General features: G+C 42.4%; 19 protein-coding genes. 14 read left to right on the forward strand and 5 right to left on the reverse strand.

Annotated elements, in window-relative coordinates:
- Positions 1-466 precede the first annotated feature (466 nt).
- Entirely contained in the window at positions 467-1,243 is a 777-nt protein-coding gene (locus RTR63_RS05285; protein ID WP_409418199.1) for a Nif3-like dinuclear metal center hexameric protein, read from the reverse strand.
- 52 nt (positions 1,244-1,295) lie between these two features.
- A complete protein-coding gene (locus RTR63_RS05290; RefSeq protein WP_312523091.1) occupies positions 1,296-3,683 on the reverse strand; it encodes a site-specific recombinase in 2,388 nt (795 codons plus the stop codon).
- A gap of 300 nt (positions 3,684-3,983) precedes the next feature.
- Between RTR63_RS05290 and RTR63_RS05295 the strand changes: the two genes are divergently transcribed.
- The 9 genes from RTR63_RS05295 (at position 3,984) to RTR63_RS05335 (ending at position 11,972) form a co-directional block, all read left to right on the forward strand.
- Entirely contained in the window at positions 3,984-5,147 is a 1,164-nt protein-coding gene (locus RTR63_RS05295) for a DNA polymerase III subunit (protein ID WP_312523093.1), read from the forward strand.
- A gap of 93 nt (positions 5,148-5,240) precedes the next feature.
- Complete coding sequence (locus RTR63_RS05300; protein WP_007116499.1) at positions 5,241-5,588, forward strand: PilZ domain-containing protein; 348 nt, start codon at positions 5,241-5,243, stop codon at positions 5,586-5,588.
- 297 nt (positions 5,589-5,885) lie between these two features.
- On the forward strand, positions 5,886-6,635 hold the full coding sequence (gene cmk, locus RTR63_RS05305) for a (d)CMP kinase (protein WP_219330979.1): 750 nt from the start codon (positions 5,886-5,888) through the stop codon (positions 6,633-6,635).
- Between the two features lie 137 nt (positions 6,636-6,772).
- Positions 6,773-8,443: a 30S ribosomal protein S1 gene (rpsA, locus tag RTR63_RS05310; RefSeq protein ID WP_186303382.1), complete on the forward strand. Its 1,671-nt coding sequence runs from the start codon at positions 6,773-6,775 to the stop codon at positions 8,441-8,443.
- Between the two features lie 271 nt (positions 8,444-8,714).
- Positions 8,715-9,011 carry an integration host factor subunit beta gene (locus RTR63_RS05315; RefSeq protein ID WP_036603685.1) on the forward strand — a complete coding sequence of 99 codons (297 nt, stop codon included), beginning with the start codon at positions 8,715-8,717 and terminating at the stop codon, positions 9,009-9,011.
- A gap of 161 nt (positions 9,012-9,172) precedes the next feature.
- Complete coding sequence (locus RTR63_RS05320) at positions 9,173-9,532, forward strand: lipopolysaccharide assembly protein LapA domain-containing protein (RefSeq protein ID WP_219330980.1); 360 nt, start codon at positions 9,173-9,175, stop codon at positions 9,530-9,532.
- A 40-nt stretch (positions 9,533-9,572) separates the two neighbouring features.
- A complete protein-coding gene (gene pyrF, locus RTR63_RS05325) occupies positions 9,573-10,298 on the forward strand; it encodes an orotidine-5'-phosphate decarboxylase (protein ID WP_312523095.1) in 726 nt (241 codons plus the stop codon).
- 17 nt (positions 10,299-10,315) lie between these two features.
- Positions 10,316-11,107, forward strand: coding sequence for a metallophosphoesterase (locus tag RTR63_RS05330; protein ID WP_312523097.1), 792 nt, complete (start codon positions 10,316-10,318; stop codon positions 11,105-11,107).
- 115 nt (positions 11,108-11,222) lie between these two features.
- Entirely contained in the window at positions 11,223-11,972 is a 750-nt protein-coding gene (locus tag RTR63_RS05335; RefSeq protein WP_312523099.1) for a histidine phosphatase family protein, read from the forward strand.
- An 89-nt stretch (positions 11,973-12,061) separates the two neighbouring features.
- Here the strand turns inward: RTR63_RS05335 and RTR63_RS05340 are convergent, their stop codons facing one another.
- The 3 genes from RTR63_RS05340 to RTR63_RS05350 all read right to left on the reverse strand — a co-directional run bounded on the left by RTR63_RS05340 (position 12,062) and on the right by RTR63_RS05350 (position 15,715).
- Entirely contained in the window at positions 12,062-13,228 is a 1,167-nt protein-coding gene (locus RTR63_RS05340; RefSeq protein WP_050324109.1) for an acyl-CoA desaturase, read from the reverse strand.
- 204 nt (positions 13,229-13,432) lie between these two features.
- Positions 13,433-15,076: a sensor histidine kinase gene (locus tag RTR63_RS05345; RefSeq protein ID WP_312523101.1), complete on the reverse strand. Its 1,644-nt coding sequence runs from the start codon at positions 15,074-15,076 to the stop codon at positions 13,433-13,435.
- Between the two features lie 3 nt (positions 15,077-15,079).
- A complete protein-coding gene (locus tag RTR63_RS05350; protein ID WP_036603711.1) occupies positions 15,080-15,715 on the reverse strand; it encodes a response regulator in 636 nt (211 codons plus the stop codon).
- Positions 15,716-16,047: 332 nt separating this feature from the next.
- Between RTR63_RS05350 and RTR63_RS05355 the strand changes: the two genes are divergently transcribed.
- The 5 genes from RTR63_RS05355 (at position 16,048) to hfq (ending at position 20,468) form a co-directional block, all read left to right on the forward strand.
- A complete protein-coding gene (locus tag RTR63_RS05355; protein ID WP_007116356.1) occupies positions 16,048-16,641 on the forward strand; it encodes a 6-pyruvoyl trahydropterin synthase family protein in 594 nt (197 codons plus the stop codon).
- A 75-nt stretch (positions 16,642-16,716) separates the two neighbouring features.
- Entirely contained in the window at positions 16,717-17,154 is a 438-nt protein-coding gene (tsaE, locus tag RTR63_RS05360; RefSeq protein ID WP_312523103.1) for a tRNA (adenosine(37)-N6)-threonylcarbamoyltransferase complex ATPase subunit type 1 TsaE, read from the forward strand.
- A complete protein-coding gene (gene mutL / locus RTR63_RS05365; RefSeq protein WP_312523105.1) occupies positions 17,147-18,718 on the forward strand; it encodes a DNA mismatch repair endonuclease MutL in 1,572 nt (523 codons plus the stop codon). Before tsaE ends, mutL begins: the two co-directional genes overlap by 8 nt.
- A gap of 3 nt (positions 18,719-18,721) precedes the next feature.
- Positions 18,722-19,774 (forward strand): tRNA (adenosine(37)-N6)-dimethylallyltransferase MiaA, encoded by a 1,053-nt coding sequence (gene miaA, locus RTR63_RS05370; protein ID WP_312523107.1) that lies wholly within the window; start codon positions 18,722-18,724, stop codon positions 19,772-19,774.
- A 148-nt stretch (positions 19,775-19,922) separates the two neighbouring features.
- Positions 19,923-20,468 (forward strand): RNA chaperone Hfq, encoded by a 546-nt coding sequence (hfq, locus tag RTR63_RS05375; protein WP_099807791.1) that lies wholly within the window; start codon positions 19,923-19,925, stop codon positions 20,466-20,468.
- The last annotated feature ends 54 nt before the right edge of the window (positions 20,469-20,522 follow it).

Below are 20,522 nucleotides of genomic sequence, written 5' to 3' on the forward strand. Positions count from 1 at the left end.
TAAGTCGCTCACTGCTCGTCATTGGGCAGTGCTTTAATTATTGGGTTTGGTATAACTTAACGCTAAAAAAAGAGCCAAACAGGTTGGCTCCCCTTATACCTAGGACGGTGATAAATCCCTATCCATTGTAGAGAATTATCGAAATAAATAATAATTAAGTACAACCCGAAAAAGGGTTAAAATTTTTGTAAGTGCTGGCAAATTAAAAATTGTTTAATAAGCCCAAGCACTTATAGACAGAATTTAACGTAGGGTAACGTATGGCACGCATAAAATAAATAAACAATAACAATATTTACTGCATGGCAATACAGTTAGTTATATGAAACAATGGGGGTATTGTAGTGAAATTAAAGTTACGCGTCATCTGGTTGACGGTAACGAAAGGCAAATTTATGATAAAAAGCGTAAAAAACCCGCTAAAATGCAATTAACGGGTAATAATTAGTCAATAAATTGCCCGATTTTACACAGGATTATCGATATCGACAAAATCAACGGTCAAAGCAAGATTTTCTTTGACGTAATTCCCTAATGCAAGTACACCACCTCGCTCGGTGGCATGATGTCCACAGGCAAAATAATCAATACCCAGCTCACGCGCTACGTGAGTGGTTCGCTCTGATACTTCACCCGAGATATAGGCTTGACAACCCATTTGTGCCGCTTGCTCAATCATATCCTGTGCGCCACCCGTACATAGACCGATTCGCGAAATGACTTGATTACCGCCGGATATATGTAGGGGCGGACGGCTTAAGGTAGTCGATAGTTTGTTGGTGAGAGCTGCAATCGACAACGGCGCTGCTAAATCCACGATATTACCAATCGGGTGTTTTTCGTCAGGGTACAACGGTGACAAATCAGTCCAGCCTAGCGCTAGCGCTAATTGGGCGTTATTGCCCAATTGGGGATGGGCGTCTAACGGTAAATGATAAGCCAGTAAGGAAATACCATGTTGCATCAACAAACGAATACGCTTGCCTTTCATGCCAATTAACGGCGCAGGTTCACCTTTCCAAAAATAGCCATGATGCACCAAAATCGCTTGGGCGTTGTGCGCAATCGCTTGTTCAATCAATGCCTCAGAGGCTGTGACACCGGTGACGATGTGCTGTATCGGCTGTCCACCATCCACTTGCAGACCATTGGGACAATAATCTTGGAATTCATTAATTTTTAACAGCTCATTTAACCGATGAGCCAATTGAGTCGGACTCATTGAGGTCGCGGGTTGATTCATTGTAGTTTGCGAAAAAGTCATCATATTTCTATCGTGTTCAGTGTTTCATCAATTATTTGGGTAGCTTGCTTGCCGTGTCATTTGGGGTAATATTGTCGACCGCCTTTTGCACCACTTTTTCTTTAATTGCCTGTTTTTTCTCTGCAATTTCTTCATCGGTCAGTTTTTCCGTATGACTGATATTGTCGATATGGGGCGTAGTAGCATGCGGATGTTCTTCTGTCTGCGATGTTAGGGTGGTTTTATGCCCTTTACTATTTTTACCATCGTTTGCAATCGGTTTATCATCATAGATAATATTACCATCGCTATCGATGAGCGCATAGTTCATCGGCTGTTTACGTGGGATAAAAAAGTCAGAGGGTTGGGTCATCAAATGCGAGGTGACCAATTCAAATAAGAATTTCCACTCAAAGACTTTCACATTACGAGCGCGTAGGGCGGTCATTAAGGCGAGTGAAAAACTCACCAACAAGTTAATCATACCGATGACCATCACCCCAAATAGACTGACCAAAATAATACCGATTTCTGGAAATTCGCCCGTGTTGGCATAAATGTTAAAAATTCCGTGAATAAAGTTGGCAGACGCAAAGGCAATGTGGCGAATATCGAGCGGTAAGCCAAAAATATAACCGATGGTCGCCGTGCTACCCAAAAAGCAACCGAATAAAAAGTTACTCATAATCGCACCCAGATTGCGCTCGATAAAATCGCTAAAACGCAATAACGTGACAGGTGTCATCATCCGTTTGAGGGTAGGATGGTTGCGGATACGCTCACCAATTTTGTTGTGTACCGCAAGATTATCGTAATAGCCTGCAATCAATCCTGAAATATACAGATACACCCCAGCAATCGCAGCATGAAAGATAGCAAGCGAGGTAAACGGGTTGAGATCATGCAGCAAGTGCTCTGCGCTAGCTTCCGATGTTAACGGACGACCCAGTCCATACAGCCACATGGATGAAATCAGTAGCGCAATCGGCATTGCAATTGAAATATTACCCATAATGGCAATAAACTGGGTGCGCATGATATCAACGACCAATTCTGTCAATTTGGTAAATCGTGCCGCTTTGCGTCCTTTTACCTCTGAGATGGTTGAAGCAATCGCGGCAGCCGTCATGGCAGGCTGTTTGGTCGCCACTGTACCGCCAATGATATGAATTGCCACAAAGCCAAGACCGTAAATCATACTGTTTAAAAAAGCCACGCCAAAGGGTGCCAGCGGTAAGGATTTCCCTAGGATTTTAAGGGTCGCCATACAGCCGATGAGTAGACCACCCAATGCTGCTTTTTTATACATACGGCGATAGCCCGCTTTATCGGTACTGATATAATGCTCGCCGACCTTACTGGCAGTCTCAGTCACACGGCGCGACAAGAGCGCGGTATTGATGCCAAATAAATATCTAAAACTACTGCGGTGGTATGAATCTTCATACAACGTGTTAATGAGCTCTATGATGGTTTTTTTCTTGATATGATCGTTGTCAGATAGCAGTGACACCAACAATTCAAGACGCTGCAGGCTTTGCTCAAGGCGCACCAACATATTGGTGGTACGCACAGTAATACCGGTTCGATGTATACGGCGACGGATGTTTTGCATCATAGTGCGCGCTTGGTCGGTCAACACTAAAATTTGACTGCTATCCACCTCAGGCTGGGGCATCGCTTGTTCATCCCCTGGCTGCATGCTGAGCTGGTATTGACTGACAAATTCAGCGACTTCGCGATTTAGCGCAATAAAAGTATCTTGATTGTCAATCGGATTGGGAAACGCCTTTATTAAATCAGCATTGAGCCCGATGCCGTTGATACGCGCAGTTAAAATAGTAATGGCTTTGAGCACATTGGCTTCAAGCGCTTGCACCAATGCTTCTTTGCCTGCAGGTACTTTAAGAATAAGTATCAGTTCAATCCACCAGCGCTCATGGATTAAGCGCACCCAGTAGCGAGTTTTTGGAGTGGCAAAAAACGCATTAAATAAGCCAATCAAATCGCGGTCATCGGGTACAGAGGGTAATAGCTTTTCACCGACCAAATCAAAAAATTGCGAAGTAAAGCCAGCGTCTGACAAGATACCCAAATCCGTGTATAGCGACACCTGACGATAACGACTAATCAAGGTAAGCATAAACACACAAAACCCTTCTGCCCACACACGATTGCCGCGCAATAGTCGAACGAATAGTGCCATCTGTTCATTGGCGGTCGTAGCATCATTTGCGCGGTTACGCAAGGTATCTAGCAGTTGTTTAAATAGGGTAACTTGCGGAAAGTCACGCAGCGCATTGATTTCGTTTAAAATAGTAGTTAAACGCGCTTCTAAGGTTGGCATCACCTTCAATTGGTCTGCCATATCCGCCGCATCATAATGATGTTGGGCATTGGGTAACGTATCTTGATTATTAGGTTGCGATAAATTCGTCAAACTAACCTCGAAGTAAACAGAAAATTGAATCGTTTTTTTAAATAGGGTGAATCACAACTATAAGAAAAAATACGAAAATAGATATCTTAAGATGAAAATTTAATCGACTCATCAGAAAAAATCCATCATTTATTTGCAACAAAAATCTTATGGGCTGAGGTTTTAAAGACAGTAAGGGATAAAATAACGCTACGTGTTACCGCATTTATGTATTCAAGAAAACAACCTAACGGATTATCCTAATTGATTATATGGCCGCAGCGATTATACTATAGTTACTCTGTTGACTGATTTTTTTCTATGGCATCGACTATAACTACCCAAGCAAAAAGCACCAAACAACCCAATATCGAATCAACACACAATGAGGTAACCCAATACTACTATCCAGATCCCGTGAGCCAACAGGTGATACAGCAGTGGCTATTTATGGATTTACTGCCGTGGCAACAGGCAACTTGGCAGTATTTGACCACCCATATAGACGCCTTGCCGCACGCGATGTTGTTTGCAGGCAATGCGGGGACTGGTAAACGTGCTTTTGTGTATCGGTTTGTCGCATGGGCATTGTGTGAGAATCAACGGGACAATGTACAAGGTGTGGCAACTGCCTGTGGGCAATGCCAAAGTTGCCAATGGCTGATTGCCAATACCCACCCCGATCTTTATCAAATTCCCACACCCACCGTGGCGCGTGACGCGTCGCCCAAACCTAAAGTAAACAATGCTCTTGTGGCGCAAGCCCCAACCCATCAGTCAAGTTATAGCATCAAGATTGACGAAATTCGGGAATTACAGCCGTTTGTCACGCAGTCGAGTGGCGGATTAAGAATTGTGGTTATTCACCAAGCGGATGCGATGACTCTAGCAGCCAGTAACGCGCTTCTTAAGACATTAGAAGAACCTGCCGAAAATGTATTAATGCTATTAATTAGCGATAGTCCTTCGCAGCTACTGCCAACGATTCGCTCGCGGCTACAGGCATTTTCAGTGAGCCATGTGACCCCCGCTCAATCAATGCAAGTGATGCAGCAATTAATGCCCAATACCGATGCCGTGACTTTACAACAAGTCAATGGATGGTCTGGTTATGCGCCTTTTTTGGCACTGCAAATGTTACACAGCGAATGGTATCAACACCGCCAGACTTGGATAAACAGCTTTCAAGCAGTTCGTAGCGGACAACGTACGCCTGTACAAGCCAGCAACTATTGGCAAAAAACGCTGACATTGACGGACTTTTTATACTTGTCGCAAGCCTTGTTAGTACCATTGGGGCAATTTGCCGTCGGTATCTCAGCGTCCGCCCATGACTTAGATTTTGGCAAGCTGCAGCCACCACCAACATTAAAGCAAATTAGCCATTTACAGTGGGTTATCGATCAAATCTGGCAAGATAGACAGCAACATATCCAAGATAAGTTATGCTATGATAAAATTTTTAGCACCATGCTTGATTGCTAATTTATTGAATTACCTATATTACCCAATTATCTATATTATTTATCATTCACCATGCGTTGGTAACCCCATGCGTTAGTAAAAGGAACAGTGATTATGGCAATGCCATCTCGTGGCGGTATCACCACCATTAACTATGATACGATCGAAAAATTGTATGCTAGCTATCTGCCTTTTATTGAAAACGGTGCATTATTTATTCCTACTAACCAGCAGCAACAACTAGGTAGTCAAACCTTTGTGGCAATTACTTTGCCAAATTCGAGTGAGAGAATGCCGCTGCATGGTAAAGTAGTGTGGGTCAACCACCGCGCACAAGCACAGCGCCCCGCAGGCTATGCGTTACAGCTTGGCAAAGATGAAGCAGGTTTACGCATCAAAAACGAAGTCGACCGCCTGTTAGCGGGTCATATCAGCTCCGATAAACCCACCTTTACGCTATAAATTTTGGAAATTCTGGAAACGTCGGCAGTTTTAGCACGTGATTGTTAAAAGCCAGCGATTGTTAAAGGTGAGCTTATGCTTAATCCTTTAAGTCGATAGCTTTTTTTCTTCTATCTCGCAATGCTTAATCATTACTCTGCGTATCGGTGCATTTCTCATTTTTTGCCCGTTTTTTGTGCATTTTTTCATTGGCAAAAATAATACGCAATGTAGTCAATCCTTGTGTCAAATTACTTGTATAAAATAGCTTTCAGGCGTAAAATATACGACTATTTTTGCTTTGTTCATAAGAATGGCATGTCACAAACGTTAACGCAACCGTCTTTTGATCTAACCGCAAGCCTGCCCGTCATCACCATTGATGGCTCAAGTGGTGCAGGTAAAGGCACATTGACGGCAAGACTGGCAAAGCTGCTGGATTATCAAATTTTGGATTCAGGGGCGGTGTATCGGATTGTGGGTCTTGCAGCCCACCAAGCGGGTTTGTTAACGGACAACATTGATGAAACTGCGTTAGCTGATTTAACCCAATCGTTGAAAATTGAGTTTGCAGCCGCAAAAGCGGATTCTGAGCATGTGACAGTGCTCGTGAATGCCAACGATGTGAGCGAAGTGATTCGCACCGAAGAAGTGGGGAACTTTGCGTCAAAAGTCGCGGTATTCCCGAAGGTGCGTCAAGCGCTATTAGAGTTACAAAAAAATATGGCAACGTCGCAAGGCAACCCAAAAAAGGGCTTGATTGCAGACGGGCGTGATATGGGAACAGTGGTTTTCCCCGATGCGCCGCTGAAAGTTTATTTGATCGCATCCTCTGAGGCACGAGCCGCGCGCCGTGTCAGTCAGTTGACCAACGCTGGCAAACAGGCAGATTTTGACGAAATTTTGGCACAAATTATTGCGCGTGATGAGCGTGATAGTACACGCAGTGCCTCACCGGCTAAGGCTGCCGATGATGCGATAGTGATTGATAGCTCAGCCATCGATGCTGAGCAAGTGTTTAACCAAGTTTGGCAACTATGTGTTGAGCGCGGTTTGACAATTAACTAACTATTTTTTAACTAACAGTTTTTAAAAGTTTTATCGATTTTTTATAGGCACTAAAACCAGCCTTATGTTTATAAAAAATCTTAATTTGAACCGTACTGTGCTGGACAGGCTACGGCTATACAAAGGTAAATTTTATGATGGAATCATTTGCTGAACTGTTTGAAGCAAGCCAAGTACTTGACGTAGAACGCGGTGCAGTTATCGCAGGTACCGTAGTTGCGATTGATAGCGACTGGATTACCGTAGATACGGGTCTAAAATCAGAAGGTATCGTTGCGCGTTCAGAATTTTTGAATGAACAAGGCGAGCTTGAAGTAGCAGTTGGCGACCAAGTTCAAGTCGTTGTAGATGCGGTTGACAATGGTATGGGTCAAACCCTATTGTCACGTGAAAAAGCAAAACGTGCTGAAACTTGGAACGTACTTGAAAAACTTTATGAGAACAATGAGATCGTAACCGGTCTTATCTCTGGTAAAGTTAAAGGTGGTTTCACGGTTGATATCGGTTCAGTACGTGCGTTCTTACCAGGTTCATTGGTGGACACTCGCCCAGTACGCGACACTGCGCACTTAGAAGGCAAAGAGCTAGAATTTAAAGTCATCAAACTGGATCAAAAACGCAACAACGTCGTTGTTAGCCGCCGCGCTGTGATGGAATCTGAAAACTCAGCAGAGCGCGAAGCGCTACTATCTAACCTTGAAGAAGGTCAAGAAGTGGTCGGCGTGGTGAAAAACTTAACTGATTACGGTGCATTCGTAGACCTAGGTGGTATCGATGGTCTATTACACATCACAGATATGGCATGGCGCCGTATCAAGCACCCATCAGAAGTGGTTGAAGTGGGTCAAGAATTAAAAGTTAAAGTATTAAAATTTGACCGCGAACGTAACCGTGTCAGCTTAGGTCTAAAACAATTAGGCACTGACCCATGGCAAGACGTTCTTAACAACTATCCAAAAGGTACTAACGTTAAAGCACGCGTCACTAACCTGACTGACTATGGTTGTTTTGCTGAAATCGCTGATGGTATCGAAGGCTTGGTACACGTTTCTGAAATGGATCATACCAACAAAAACATCCATCCTTCAAAAGTGGTACAAATCGGTGACGAGATCATGGTTCAAATCCTTGATATCGATGAAGATCGTCGTCGTATCAGCCTAGGTATCAAACAAACCATGCCAAACCCATGGGAAGAGTTTGATAAGAACCACCAAAAAGGCGACAAAGTATCTGGTACTATCAAATCAATCACTGACTTCGGTATCTTTATCGGTTTAGAAGGTGGTATTGATGGTCTAGTTCACTTATCAGACCTTTCTTGGACTGAAAGTGGTGAAGAAGCGATTCGTAACTACAATAAAGGTGATACCGTTGAAGCGGTCATCTTGTCTGTAGATGCAGAAGCTAACCGTATCAGCTTGGGTATCAAACAACTTAACAGTGACCCATTCAACGAATACCTAGTCTCAAATGATCGTGGTGCAGTAGTGAAAGGGGTAGTAACTGACGTTGATGCCAAAGGCGCTAAAGTAAAACTAGCTGATGATGTAGAAGGCTACTTACGTGCTTCAGAAATCCAACAAGACAAAGTAGATGATGCGACCACTGTACTGAATGTCGGTGATGAAGTTGAAGCGAAAATTGTTAGTGTGGATCGCAAAACTCGCGGTATCAACCTATCAGTTCGTGCAAAAGACGAAGCAGAGCAACGTGATGCTATCAAAGCATTAAGTTCAAATGCAGCAGCTGATACCCAACCAAAAACCATTGGTGACTTAATCAAAGAGCAACAACAAAACCAATAATCGGTTTTGTGAGTGATAAAAAAAGCGACTAACTTAGTCGCTTTTTTTTATTTTCACCTTTTAGGTAATAAAATGGAATATTTAGTCTAAAAAAAGCCGCCGAATTTAAGGTGGTTTTGTTATAATATGCGAAGAAAAGTAATGAAATGTAATTTTTCATTATTAGAATTGTTAATAGATTGCTGGATAAACTTGAACTGTAACGAAGTTTTTAAAACCATCATTCTGTAATTTAGACTACGACAGTTACGTTTAGCGTGTTAGGGGTAGTATGGAAAAAGTGTTAAACAAATCTGATTTGATCACTAGATTATCAAGTGAATGTGAGAATATACCAGAAAAAACTATTGAGGATGCCACCAAGCAAATCATTGATTTGATGGTCGATACCTTATCTCAAAACGGACGTGTCGAAGTACGCGGTTTTGGTAGTTTTAGTTTGCATCATCGTGAGCCACGTGTGGCGCGCAACCCTAAAACAGGCGAGAAAGTTACCGTAAAAGCAACGGCGATACCGCATTTTAAACCTGGCAAAGCATTGCGAGAGGCAGTCAATCATCATCGTTAGTTGCGGTTTTTGAGCCATTTAACGTTGTTGAACTTACGCTATGGTTTAATATATGATTGATCAAAAAGAGTGGACAAAAAATCCACTCTTTTTTTTCAATTATCTGTAATAATAGTGGCATTCAAAAATGTAGATTGATTAAAATAACCAAGGAGGAAACTATGCGTTACCTGTTAGCGATTTTGTTGTTCGTGGTCGTTGGTTATTCATTGATGCTGGTATTGGTGAATAACAACCAAGTCGAAGTAAATTTACTGTTTAGCCAAGTGCCACAAATGAGTTTGGGGTTACTGCTGATTATTAGCATTGTTTTAGGGGTCATCGCGGGACTATTGATGGGGTTGATTTTATTTCGTGTGTTACAGATGAAACTGGAAAATCAGCGCTTATCTAAAGAGTTAAAGCAAACCCAAGAAAAATTGATGCAAACGCAGCATAATTATGAACAGCATTTAGCGCAAACCAGCAATGCAACGATTGCACCTACAGTAGCCAACCCTAATTTACCACCCGTACGATAATCAATGCATACTATCGAGTTAAAAAAAGAGTCAGTTTGTTATGAATCAAGTGGCAGCACCGCAAGCAACATCACTCATCAAGTCACCCATTATCGTGGCATTGGATAACATGGATGACCGTCAGGCATTAAGCTTGGCAGATAAGTTAGACCCTACCTTGTGCCGGGTGAAAGTTGGTAAAGAGCTGTTTACCAAATATGGTAATAGCTTAGTGGCATCCTTACATCGGCGTGATTTTGAAGTGTTTTTGGATTTAAAATTTCATGATATCCCCAATACCACCGCGCAGGCGGTATTAGCGGCGGCTGATTTGGGGGTGTGGATGGTCAATGTCCATGCCAGTGCGGGGCGTACCGCCATGCAAACGGTGAAAGCGCGTTTATCAGCGCAAAACTACCAAACCTTAGTGATTGCGGTGACGGTGCTGACCTCTATGTCACAGCAAGATTTGGCTGAGGTGGGCATCACCGACTCAGTAGAAAATCATGTCAAGCGACTAGCATTATTGACTCATCAGTCTGGGCTTGATGGGGTGGTTTGCTCTGCACAAGAAGCCACTATGCTTAAACAGCTTTGCGGCAAGAATTTTCTTTTAGTCACGCCAGGTATCAGACTACCAGAAGACGCCAGTAATGACCAAACCCGCATTTGCACGCCCAAAGATGCCATAGCAAATGGGTCTGATTATTTGGTGATTGGGCGGTCAATCACGGCGGCAGCAAATCCCACTGCAAAACTGCACTATATCTTGGATACGTTAAAATAACCCATTTCGAGTCATGTATGCCAGTACGTTTTCAAGTGTTAAGTGATTTACATATTGATAGCTACGCAAGAAGGGATTTGCCGATTGGTGAAATCCCTTATACAAATGCCGATGCTATTTTAGTAGCGGGCGACACGTCCAATGGGCTTTTGGGCATCGAATGGCTTATCGGCGAATCAACGCGACTTGAGAAACCAATTTTTGTGATTGTGGGCAATCATGAGTATTTTGGTCATAATATTCTTACTCTCGATGAGCAGATAAAGGCATTGACGCAAGATACGCAAGTGCATTTTTTACAATGTGCGAGCTTTGAATTTATGGGTGTTAGAATTATTGGTACAACGCTTTGGACGGATTATCAATATCAACCACAAGATAATACGTTAGAGATTGCTCAGCAGTTTATGCGCGATTATCGCGAGATTTATTATGATAACCGACTGTTAACGCCCCAAGATACTGTAGCTATTCACCAGCGGCAGAGGGCATGGTTACAAAACGCCTTAAAACAAAGCCAAAAAGATGCTATGCCCACCGTGGTTATGACACATCATAGCATCAGCCCATTATCTATCGCGCCAAAATATGCCAATTTTCCCAGTAATGCGGGATTTGTCGTTGATTTGAGCGAATGGTTACAGCGCGATTTCGCGCCTGATATTTGGCTACATGGACATACCCATGAAGCGTTTGATTATCAGCAAGGTCATACACGTGTTATTGTCAATCCCAGAGCCTACCCCAATGAAATCAGTAGTACGGGGGTAGTTTTTGACTGGCATAAAGTCATTGAAGTCATGGTATGATTGGCGCGTTTGCCGCAGTAAAATCCCATTTAATCGCTTAAATTTTTTGACTTCATCAATTTGTAGTATCAATTTATGGTGCAAAGATAAAAAGATATAAGGAATGCGTAGTTAAATGTCTAATTCAATCAACACCATGCCTGCTCACTTACCGCCCAGTATGATTGACTCGGTCAAGTTACTGCCGAAACATGAGCGACTAATACTATTTACCCGCCATTCATTGCGCGAAATGTCAGATAAAAATGGCTTTGCCAGTTATGCCTTGCCACTGACACCAAAAGGCAGAGTGTTGGCGGAGTCTTGGGGGCGTTGGTTGGCTGCCAACTTAGATTACTCAATGGATGTAGATAGCATCAGTAGCCCGATACAACGTTGTATTGATACCGCTATTTTAATGCAAGCAGGGGCCGGCATCTCTAGAAATGTGTCGCACCAATCGCTGCTAGTAGAGCCAGGTAGTTTGGTGGTTGACCATGAAGAAGTGAGTAAGGTATTCAAACAAATTGGTGCGCTCAATTTTATCAATCGTTTTTTGGCGGGCGACATGGCAGGGATTAAAGCACCACATAAAGGCGGTTTGGATTTATTAGCGCTTTTATTTCAGCATCAGCCGAAGCACGGACATTTATTACTGGCGGTTAGTCATGATACGCTGTTGTCAGCGTTTTTAGCAGTGATGATGGGCGTGGGTGAAATTAGCTGGGATGACTGGCCAAAAATGATGGAAGGGGTGTTTTTGTGGTTTGACGATAAACCCTTTAGTGATGCAAAAGTACATTTTATTTGGCGCGGAAAGTGCTATGAACGCCGATTGATTGAATTGTTAGACCCGTTTTCACCCTCTTATCCGTTACAAGACTAATCAAAACCCAACAAAACCACAAAAATAAAGGTAGGACTTTATCCTACCTTTTTTGACACAGTCAACCTTTAAACATTTTCATGTTTTAATCAAACATGTTTGCCTTTTAAATGATTAACTAAATTTTCAATTTGCTGCGCATGATTGCGAAGTTTATCCTCAATGCCACTAAACTGGTCTTTTAGCTTATCATCGACCTCATGAATACGCTGGGCAAACTCATTTTTTTTCATCTCAATTGCTTGCGTTTTTAACGCTTGCCATTCTGCAATCGTTTGTTTAAAGGCTTGTTGTTCGCTATTTAAACGATCTTTTATCACTTGGAAATCGCTGGTTAAATTCCCTGAAAAAGTCGCAACTTTTTTCTCAGCACGTTTAAATGCCATTTCTGTTTGCGCATGCTGAATGGTGACGTCTGGGACACGTTTTAAATCCCAAGTCAAACCGATTTTTGACAAGCCATAAATAATCCATTTGCTAGGATCATATTGCCACCATTTTACCCCATTGCGATAGTCGTATTGGAAAAAGTGGTGATAGTTATGATAGCCTTCGCCCCAAGTGAAAATCGCCAGAATCGGATTATCACGCGCGGTGTTGGTATCGGTATAAGGACGGGTGCCAAACATATGGCAAAGCGAATTGATAAAGAAAGTAAAATGATGGCTTAACACCAAGCGCAGTAACCCTGCAAGTACTAAGGTACCTGCAACATCACCCACCATCCAACCAAACAGCGCCGGCAAGCCAATATTGGCCAATAAAATCCACAGGGCATAATATTTATCTTGCGCGACTAACACAGGATCAGCTTTTAAATCTGGGATATTTTTGTAGTCATAGTGGCCGCTTGGGTAGTTTTTGAGCATCCAACCGATATGTGAGAACCAAAAGCCACGCTTGGCAGAGTAGGGGTCTTGATAGATATCATCGACGTGGCGGTGGTGCAAACGGTGACCGGCACACCAGTCAAATACTGACCCCTGAACAGCTAAGGTGCCGCCAATCAGAAAGAACCATTTGACAATCGGATGCGCTTGGTAAGTACGATGTGACCATAAACGGTGATAACCAACGGTAATACTTAACCCATTCCAAGCCATAAAGAATGCGAAAATTGCCCAAACTTGCCAACTGACGCTATGTGTCCACAAGTAATAAGGTACAATCAATAAAGCCGCCAAAGGCGTGCTAATTAAGACAAACGCAGGGATCCAATTGATGGGCGCGTTTTCAAAAGATTGAGGTTGTGCCATAGAGATAAATGTCCTGAGGATGATCAAAATACGACATGTATTTTTTTAATCATTTACGCTATATTGTACTGAAAAAATGGAAAAAAGTGAACACATATACACTCAAATTCCCGACAATTTTGCTAAATTGATATCGATAAACTTACTGTAATATGAATGCTTTAGCCAAAAAATTCAATTAAAAATTTTAGCTACAAAGATATTTTAGACAGACGGTAAAGTTTTGGTTTGACAAATAATCCGAAAGCAAGTTTGCCCCTCACTGGGCACATATTCTAGATTGGCATAATTCGCCTGACAAAAGGCCTGCGACAAATAAAGCCCCAGACCTGTGCCCTGATTATCGGTGGTAAAAAACGGATTAAATAAATACTGAATATTTTCTTTGGCAATGCCGTGACCCGTATCTATCACATCAATATGAATAGATTTGCCAAATTCATACACTTCAAGGGTGACAAAAGCATGGGGCTGGGTTTTGCTACTAAAACGCAGACCGTTATTGATGAGGTTGACCAAAATCTGTGCTAACTGATGGTTATCAAACATAAATCCTTTGTCAGTATGGCAGTGCAGAAAAATATCATGGCCGCTAAAGTTTTGTTGTATAAAATCGTTTAGCCAAGTTTTGGGTTCAATATAAACAAAATTAGGGCGCTGCTGACGAGATAATTTAAGCACATCCTCGATGATTTTATTGACCCGAATGGTTTGATGATAAATCATCTCATATAGCAAGATATTATCACCCGATAAGCCACTGTCAGCCTCATTAACTTCCTCCATTAATAATTGGCTGGCTTGGCTAATGGTTGCCAGTGGGTTACGAATCTCATGGGCAATACTGGCGGATAATTGCCCTAGTGACGCAAGTTTTAACTGCTGCGCACGGCTAAACTCATGGCGTAAATCTTCAATAAAAATAATGGCATATTGCTGTCTTAATTGGGCGATACGAAGCCGTAGGTCATTAAAACTTTGGTTATTAGGCTCAATGCCAACGGCCAAAGGTGTGCTAGCAGTCGCTGCGCCGAGCCGCACTATTAAAGTTTCTTCAGGCTCTTGGATGATGGGTGCAAGTCTTGCGGCTAATAAGGGGGAAATGTCTAGTAAATTAAAATTATCAAGGGCCTTGGGCAGATGTAGTTGTTCGAGTGCGGTATCATTGGCGATAAAAATTTCTAAATCGTGGGATAGTACTACCACGCCTTGGTCAATGATTTGCACGATTTTATTGTTGATGGCATTTAGCGCATTGACTTCATTGACTTGGCGCTCAGAGAGCCGCTCAATTTGTTTAAGCCGTTTGGATAACGTATAACTTAAATAAGCAACTCCGATAAAGCTAATCGCCATCGAAGCCACGTTATTAACCAGCGCGTAGTTAACATCGCTTTTTAAGGTTTGATAAAACTGCTGATAAATAACCAGCGTGATGGCAAAAATAGTGAGTAAAATAGCTTGGTTGGAGCGCACCAACATAAAAGCTGCAGCCACTTGCACCAAAAACAGCAAAATTACTTGTAAATCATTACCACCGCTAAAGTACAACAAAGTAGTGAGTACCAGCGCATCAACAGTTAGCCCGACCATCAACAGCGGATTTTTGGGATAAAAGTAATACAAAATAAATAGAGTAATACTAAAGAAAAAATAGAAAAAGGTAGGGAAAAGATTAATCAATACCCAATAATCATGCTGTGCACTTTTTAATGCCAACATAAAACTAAAGGAAAAAAAGATAGCAATAATAATGCGGTAACCATTGTAGACGTTACCGATTCTTTTGGTTTTATCGTGGGTGCTTGGCTTGTCAAATAGCGATGAAAACGCAGGATTGGTAATCATGATTTAGGGTTGAATCAAACCGTGACGCATAGCCAAATGGGTAAGTTTGACATCACTGTCAATATTAAGCTTTTCAAAAATACGATAGCGGTAGGTATTGACTGTTTTGACACTTACAAACAATTGATCGGCGATTTGCTGTGGACTTTTGCAATTGACCACCATCATCGCCACCTGCATTTCTCGCTCACTTAGCGCATCAAATGGCGACTCTGAATTGTCAGTGAATAAAATATCAGCAAGCTGCTCGGCAACATCGGCACTAAAATAACGCCCGCCTTGGTGGACTTTTTTGATGCCTTTAATCATCTCATCAAGCGGTGTCCCTTTGGTGATATAGCCACTCACCCCTGCTTTGATGAGCATGGATGGGTAGGGCTGCTGAACTAGAGAGCTGACCGCCAAAATCTTGGTATTTTTATCGGTTTGTAGCAAGCGCTTGGTGACTTCTAACCCGCCAATGGTAGGCATATTGACATCAAGTAACACCACATCGGGCTTTAATTGTTTGGTTTTGATAATCGCGGTTTCACCATCTGCAGCTTCACCAATCACATCAATATCAGGGCTATCTGACAACATCCGTACGATACCCATGCGGACTAAATCATGATCGTCAACGACCAATACTCTAATCATCATTTTTTATCTCCACCGCGCTTATCTTTATGACAACAAAGTTTTGTATCAATAACACTTTATATCAACAAAACTTTATATAAAAAAGACTCAGCTAAAAAAAACTCATTTTTCAACAATAACTGTCTATCCCCAAGTTTTTATATTAGCACAGTTAGCGATTTAAGACGTGAGTTACTGTCTTAAATGTGACGAGATTTTTTGTTCATGTTATGGGTAAATTTAGGTAGGCAAATTTGGGTACATGACTAAAATTCGCTTAACTTGCCCAATAGCTTTATAATAGTCAGCATTCACCCCCTTATTACTGCTAAAAAAATGCGAATCCCATTATGAGAATTAGAAAGCTGTTTAAATTTGAAAATGCCCATATCGTGCGCAATTGTAGCTCCGATCGCTGCAAGTACTCGATTCATGGGCATAGTTACCAAATCGAGCTGATTTTAGAAGCGCACCGCCTCGATCACGGGCAAATGGTGTATGATTTTGGGCTGTTAAAATCATCGATTAAAGACATCATTGATAGTTTTGATCACGCTATTTGTTTTTGGGATAAAGATGACCCCGACTATATTGACGCCTGTAAAAAATTTAGCGCGCGCTGGATTAGTTTGCCTGTTTCGCCCTCGGCAGAGCAGTTTAGCCGCGTGGTATTTTTTTGGGCAAGAGAAATCTTAAAACAAACCCAAATGCAAAATGGCGAAACCGATGTCAAAGTGTATTCCGTCATCGCCCACGAAACAGCGACAGGCTATGCACAGTGCTTTGAAGACGATGTCGATAATGCCCAAATGGGCGCGCTGACGCTGGGTGATTTTGAATTTAGCGAGCAAGTAAAAGCCGAATGGCATGACCCAAACATGTATGACAAATTAAAAAAAGGCGAAAAATTTGTCAATCCGACAGTGGTTTTACAAGTTGACTAAGCTGTTGGTATTTGATGGGGTTGTTGTAACGATTTTTGATTCAGGACAAACATGGGGCAAGCTGGGAAAATCGACATGAATAAAACTATCCTCTTAAAATCCGAAACCGACACCCAAGCCTTAGCCAAAGAGCTTGCCGAAATGAATTTGACCGGTAGCGTCTGGCTGTCGGGTGATTTGGGGGCGGGCAAGACCACGCTTACCCGCTACTGGCTACAGGCAATGGGTCATACAGGCGCGGTAAAAAGTCCGACTTTTACCCTGGTTGAGCCATATCGTATTACCCAAGCTGACGGCACGATTAAGCCGGTTTACCATGCCGATTTATACCGCCTTAATGATCCTGAAGAATTGGAATTTATCGGTTTTTCTGAATATCAAGATGAGCCAAATAGTTTGGTGATTATTGAATGGGCGAGTCGTGCAGCAGGTTATTTGACGCCGCCCAATGCCACCCTTGATATCAAACGCCTTGATGATGAACAACGAGAAGTGACGATTAGTTTTGCCTGACAACCGTATTCATAAATTATCCCCACTGCTTATCAACCAAATCGCCGCTGGCGAGGTAGTGACGCGCCCGGCTTCTGTGGTCAAAGAACTGATTGAAAATGCGATCGATGCCAACGCTACGCATATTCGAATCGATATCGAACAAGGCGGGCTTGGGTTGATTCAAATTAGTGACAACGGCATGGGAATTCATCCTGATGACATGACGCTTGCAGTCACTCGCCATGCCACCAGTAAACTTGCTAATGTCAGCGATTTGGTTGGTATTCATAGTTTAGGCTTTCGCGGCGAGGCACTAGCGAGCATTGCGGCGATATCGCATTTGACATTAACCAGTAGTCACAATGACAGCGGTATAGGGCAACAGCTGAGCGTGAGCGGTAGTGAGGTAAGCCAAGCTACTATTCGTCCTATCGTCAAACATCGCGGCACGTGTGTCAGCGTTCGCGATTTATACTTCAATGTGCCAGGCAGACGCTCGCACCTAAAAAGTATTGCCACAGAATTTGCCCATATTGAACAAGTCGTGCAGCGATTAGCGATTAGTTTTGCCGATGTGCAGATTGAATTATATCATCAAGACAAGTTGCGTTTTAGCTTGACGCAGTCAGCCCAAGCCCCTCACCAAAATTTAGAGGGTGCTGAATTGCCTTTTCTGCCCGCGCTTAGTTTGGCGCGGCTTGAACAAGCGTTAAATTTACCATTGGCTGAGATTGCACAGCCATTTTATTTATCGCTGCAAGGTTTACAAGCACAGACAGAGGAGTTAAGTGCCAAAGTCACCGGCTGGTTTTTTATCGCGCATAAAAATAATCTGCCAAAACTGATTTATATCAATCATCGTTTGGTCAGTGATTTGGCGATTAGTCAAGCCATACAAAAAGTGGGTCGCAAGCTGGGTATTGGCATGGATAATTCACTACAAATGGGCTATGCTTTGTCTTTTGAGCTGCCTGCCGAATGGATAAATGTCAATATTCACCCAAGTAAACAACAGGTCAAAATCCAACCATTGATCAATATATTAGCTTGGTTGTCTCAGCATATGCTAGAGCAATTGCAGCCTAAAATGACGGCGTTAAACACCCTACAGCGGCAAGCTTGCGTGACAAATACTGATGACAGTAACGTCGATAAATTTCAAAAATTGCCTGCGGGTGAAGCTACGTCCATTCAGTATATAAATTCTAATGACAACCCCACCAACCACATAACTCACGTTGCCGAAAATCAGTCGATTTATCAGGTGGCAAGAAAGGGTGCTGTTGATAGGTTAACGGATAGCGACTCGATACAGCTAGTAACCTTATTTGAAAACAAGCATGAATTTGAAAACAAGCATCGAACTTTTGCTTTAATTTTTTCGCAAGGATATTTTTATCTGATTGATTTACAATACCATCATATAGACAGTGATGATAAAGCGTATGTTCAATCTTATTTGAATCAAGCTGATTTTACCCAAATTGCCGATAATGCCATTCGAGTCAGTGAAACTGACATGCTACAATGGCTGCTGTCGAATTTACCTAATCCCCAGTCGTCTCCAGAATCCCCAGAATAAGTTATGATAACAGCCGATAAACAAGACGTGATTTGCCTTATAGCACCTACTGCCAGCGGTAAGACAGCGTTAGCGTATGAACTCTACGAAACAGGCAAATATCGTCTTATTTCGGTAGATTCTGCCTTGATTTATCGGGATATGAATATCGGTACTGCCAAACCGACACGTGAAGAATTGGTACACTATCCGCATGCGCTTGTTGACATCATCAGTCCTGAGCAAAGCTACAGCGTTGCCCAGTTTGTAGGCGATGTGGACTATCATATCAATCTTGCTCATCAGCAAAATAAAACACCTGTGCTGGTGGGTGGAACCATGATGTACTATATGGCACTGATTCAAGGTATCAATGATATCCCAGCCACCTTGCCAGAGACTCGCCAACAAGTCACCCAATTGATTGCCGAGCAGGGGGTTGAACAGCTACATGCTTATTTAACCCAGGTAGATCCCATCCTTGCTAAGCAACTCAAAACCACAGACACCCAAAGAATTGGCAGAGCGGTCGAAATCTATCTACAAACAGGCAAGCCATTAAGCGCTTGGCAGAATCAGCCCGCTAGGGCGTTAGCCGACAATCCAAATCAGCGTTGGCAAATTTTAGCCGTCATGCCAGATCGTGATTGGTTACACAAGCGCATCGCACTTCGGTTAGATATCATGTGGCAACAAGGCTTTTTGCAGGAAGTAATTGACCTGCGACAACAGTATCACCTCACGACTGATCTGCCATCCATGCGCTGCGTTGGCTACCGGCAAGCTTGGGATTTTTTAGAAAAAATACAAAATACAACATTGTTTACATATGATAATAATGAAGAAAATTTTCATGATGATGTGGCGCGTTTTTTACTAAACACGCACAGCTCCCCAATTCAAGATTATAGACAAACTATGCAAAATGAGGCATTATATGCTACAAGACAGTTAGCAAAACGCCAATATACATGGATGCGTAAGCTGGTTAGCACACAACAATTGGTTGAGCGTTTTGATATCAGACCCTTGGCAACTATTGATCAAGCAAGAAATTTGCTAATAAAAACAAGTTAACAGCAGTGACATGCTTGGGTGATACTATTTGAGTGCTTATCTAATATGGTGATTCGACAATCCATATTAAGCTAATAAGGTATAATTAAAAATTCGTTTAAAAATATAATAATTTAACCAACTTTCTGTTTATTTCTGGGAGAAACCTATGTCAAAAGGTCAAACACTACAAGACCCTTTCTTAAACTCTTTACGTAAAGACCGTATTCCAGTGTCTATTTTTTTAGTCAATGGCATCAAACTTCAAGGTCAAATCGAATCTTTCGATCAATATGTGGTGTTACTTAAAAACACTGTCAGTCAAATGGTCTACAAACACGCTATTTCAACGGTAGTACCAGCCCGCAATCCACGTTCAGCCACGCCAATGCCAGGGGCAAGTGGCTACGGTCAATCTAGCCAAATGGGCTTTGGTCAAACAGGCGGTTTTGAACAATCAGGCTACGGCGCAAATCGCACAGGGTTTGCTAATCGTGGTGGCTTTGGCGATCGCGGTTTTGATGGCGGCGGTTATGACAATGACCAACGTGGCTACCCGCAGGAGCGTACAGGGTTTGCGCAAGCACCGTATGATCGCAGTGGTTTTGCTGACCGTGGTTTTGATAGTGGCTATGACACTATGAATTTTGAGCCTACCAAAGACGATGCCAATTTTGACGATGATGCAAACGGCAATGGTGAAGACAAATATTAATTTTTAAATTCCAAACATGATATTACGTGGCGAACCCTATCAGTGTTCGCCATT

The organism is Moraxella sp. CTOTU47724 (assembly GCF_032014955.1).
GTDB lineage: Bacteria > Pseudomonadota > Gammaproteobacteria > Pseudomonadales > Moraxellaceae > Faucicola > Faucicola tetraodonis.

Excerpts from the sequence above, each read along its gene's own strand:
- miaA (WP_312523107.1), top strand. The coding sequence starts at position 18,722 with ATGATAACAGCCGATAAACAAGACGTGATTTGCCTTATAGCACCTACT.
- RTR63_RS05295 (WP_312523093.1), top strand. The coding sequence starts at position 3,984 with ATGGCATCGACTATAACTACCCAAGCAAAAAGCACCAAACAACCCAAT.
- hfq (WP_099807791.1), top strand. The coding sequence starts at position 19,923 with ATGTCAAAAGGTCAAACACTACAAGACCCTTTCTTAAACTCTTTACGT.
- RTR63_RS05350 (WP_036603711.1), bottom strand. The coding sequence starts at position 15,715 with ATGATTAGAGTATTGGTCGTTGACGATCATGATTTAGTCCGCATGGGT.
- RTR63_RS05320 (WP_219330980.1), top strand. The coding sequence starts at position 9,173 with ATGCGTTACCTGTTAGCGATTTTGTTGTTCGTGGTCGTTGGTTATTCA.
- RTR63_RS05335 (WP_312523099.1), top strand. The coding sequence starts at position 11,223 with ATGTCTAATTCAATCAACACCATGCCTGCTCACTTACCGCCCAGTATG.
- RTR63_RS05345 (WP_312523101.1), bottom strand. The coding sequence starts at position 15,076 with ATGATTACCAATCCTGCGTTTTCATCGCTATTTGACAAGCCAAGCACC.
- pyrF (WP_312523095.1), top strand. The coding sequence starts at position 9,573 with ATGAATCAAGTGGCAGCACCGCAAGCAACATCACTCATCAAGTCACCC.
- RTR63_RS05355 (WP_007116356.1), top strand. The coding sequence starts at position 16,048 with ATGAGAATTAGAAAGCTGTTTAAATTTGAAAATGCCCATATCGTGCGC.
- RTR63_RS05300 (WP_007116499.1), top strand. The coding sequence starts at position 5,241 with ATGGCAATGCCATCTCGTGGCGGTATCACCACCATTAACTATGATACG.
- rpsA (WP_186303382.1), top strand. The coding sequence starts at position 6,773 with ATGGAATCATTTGCTGAACTGTTTGAAGCAAGCCAAGTACTTGACGTA.
- RTR63_RS05315 (WP_036603685.1), top strand. The coding sequence starts at position 8,715 with ATGGAAAAAGTGTTAAACAAATCTGATTTGATCACTAGATTATCAAGT.
- RTR63_RS05285 (WP_409418199.1), bottom strand. The coding sequence starts at position 1,243 with ATGAATCAACCCGCGACCTCAATGAGTCCGACTCAATTGGCTCATCGG.
- RTR63_RS05330 (WP_312523097.1), top strand. The coding sequence starts at position 10,316 with ATGCCAGTACGTTTTCAAGTGTTAAGTGATTTACATATTGATAGCTAC.
- cmk (WP_219330979.1), top strand. The coding sequence starts at position 5,886 with ATGTCACAAACGTTAACGCAACCGTCTTTTGATCTAACCGCAAGCCTG.
- RTR63_RS05340 (WP_050324109.1), bottom strand. The coding sequence starts at position 13,228 with ATGGCACAACCTCAATCTTTTGAAAACGCGCCCATCAATTGGATCCCT.
- tsaE (WP_312523103.1), top strand. The coding sequence starts at position 16,717 with ATGAATAAAACTATCCTCTTAAAATCCGAAACCGACACCCAAGCCTTA.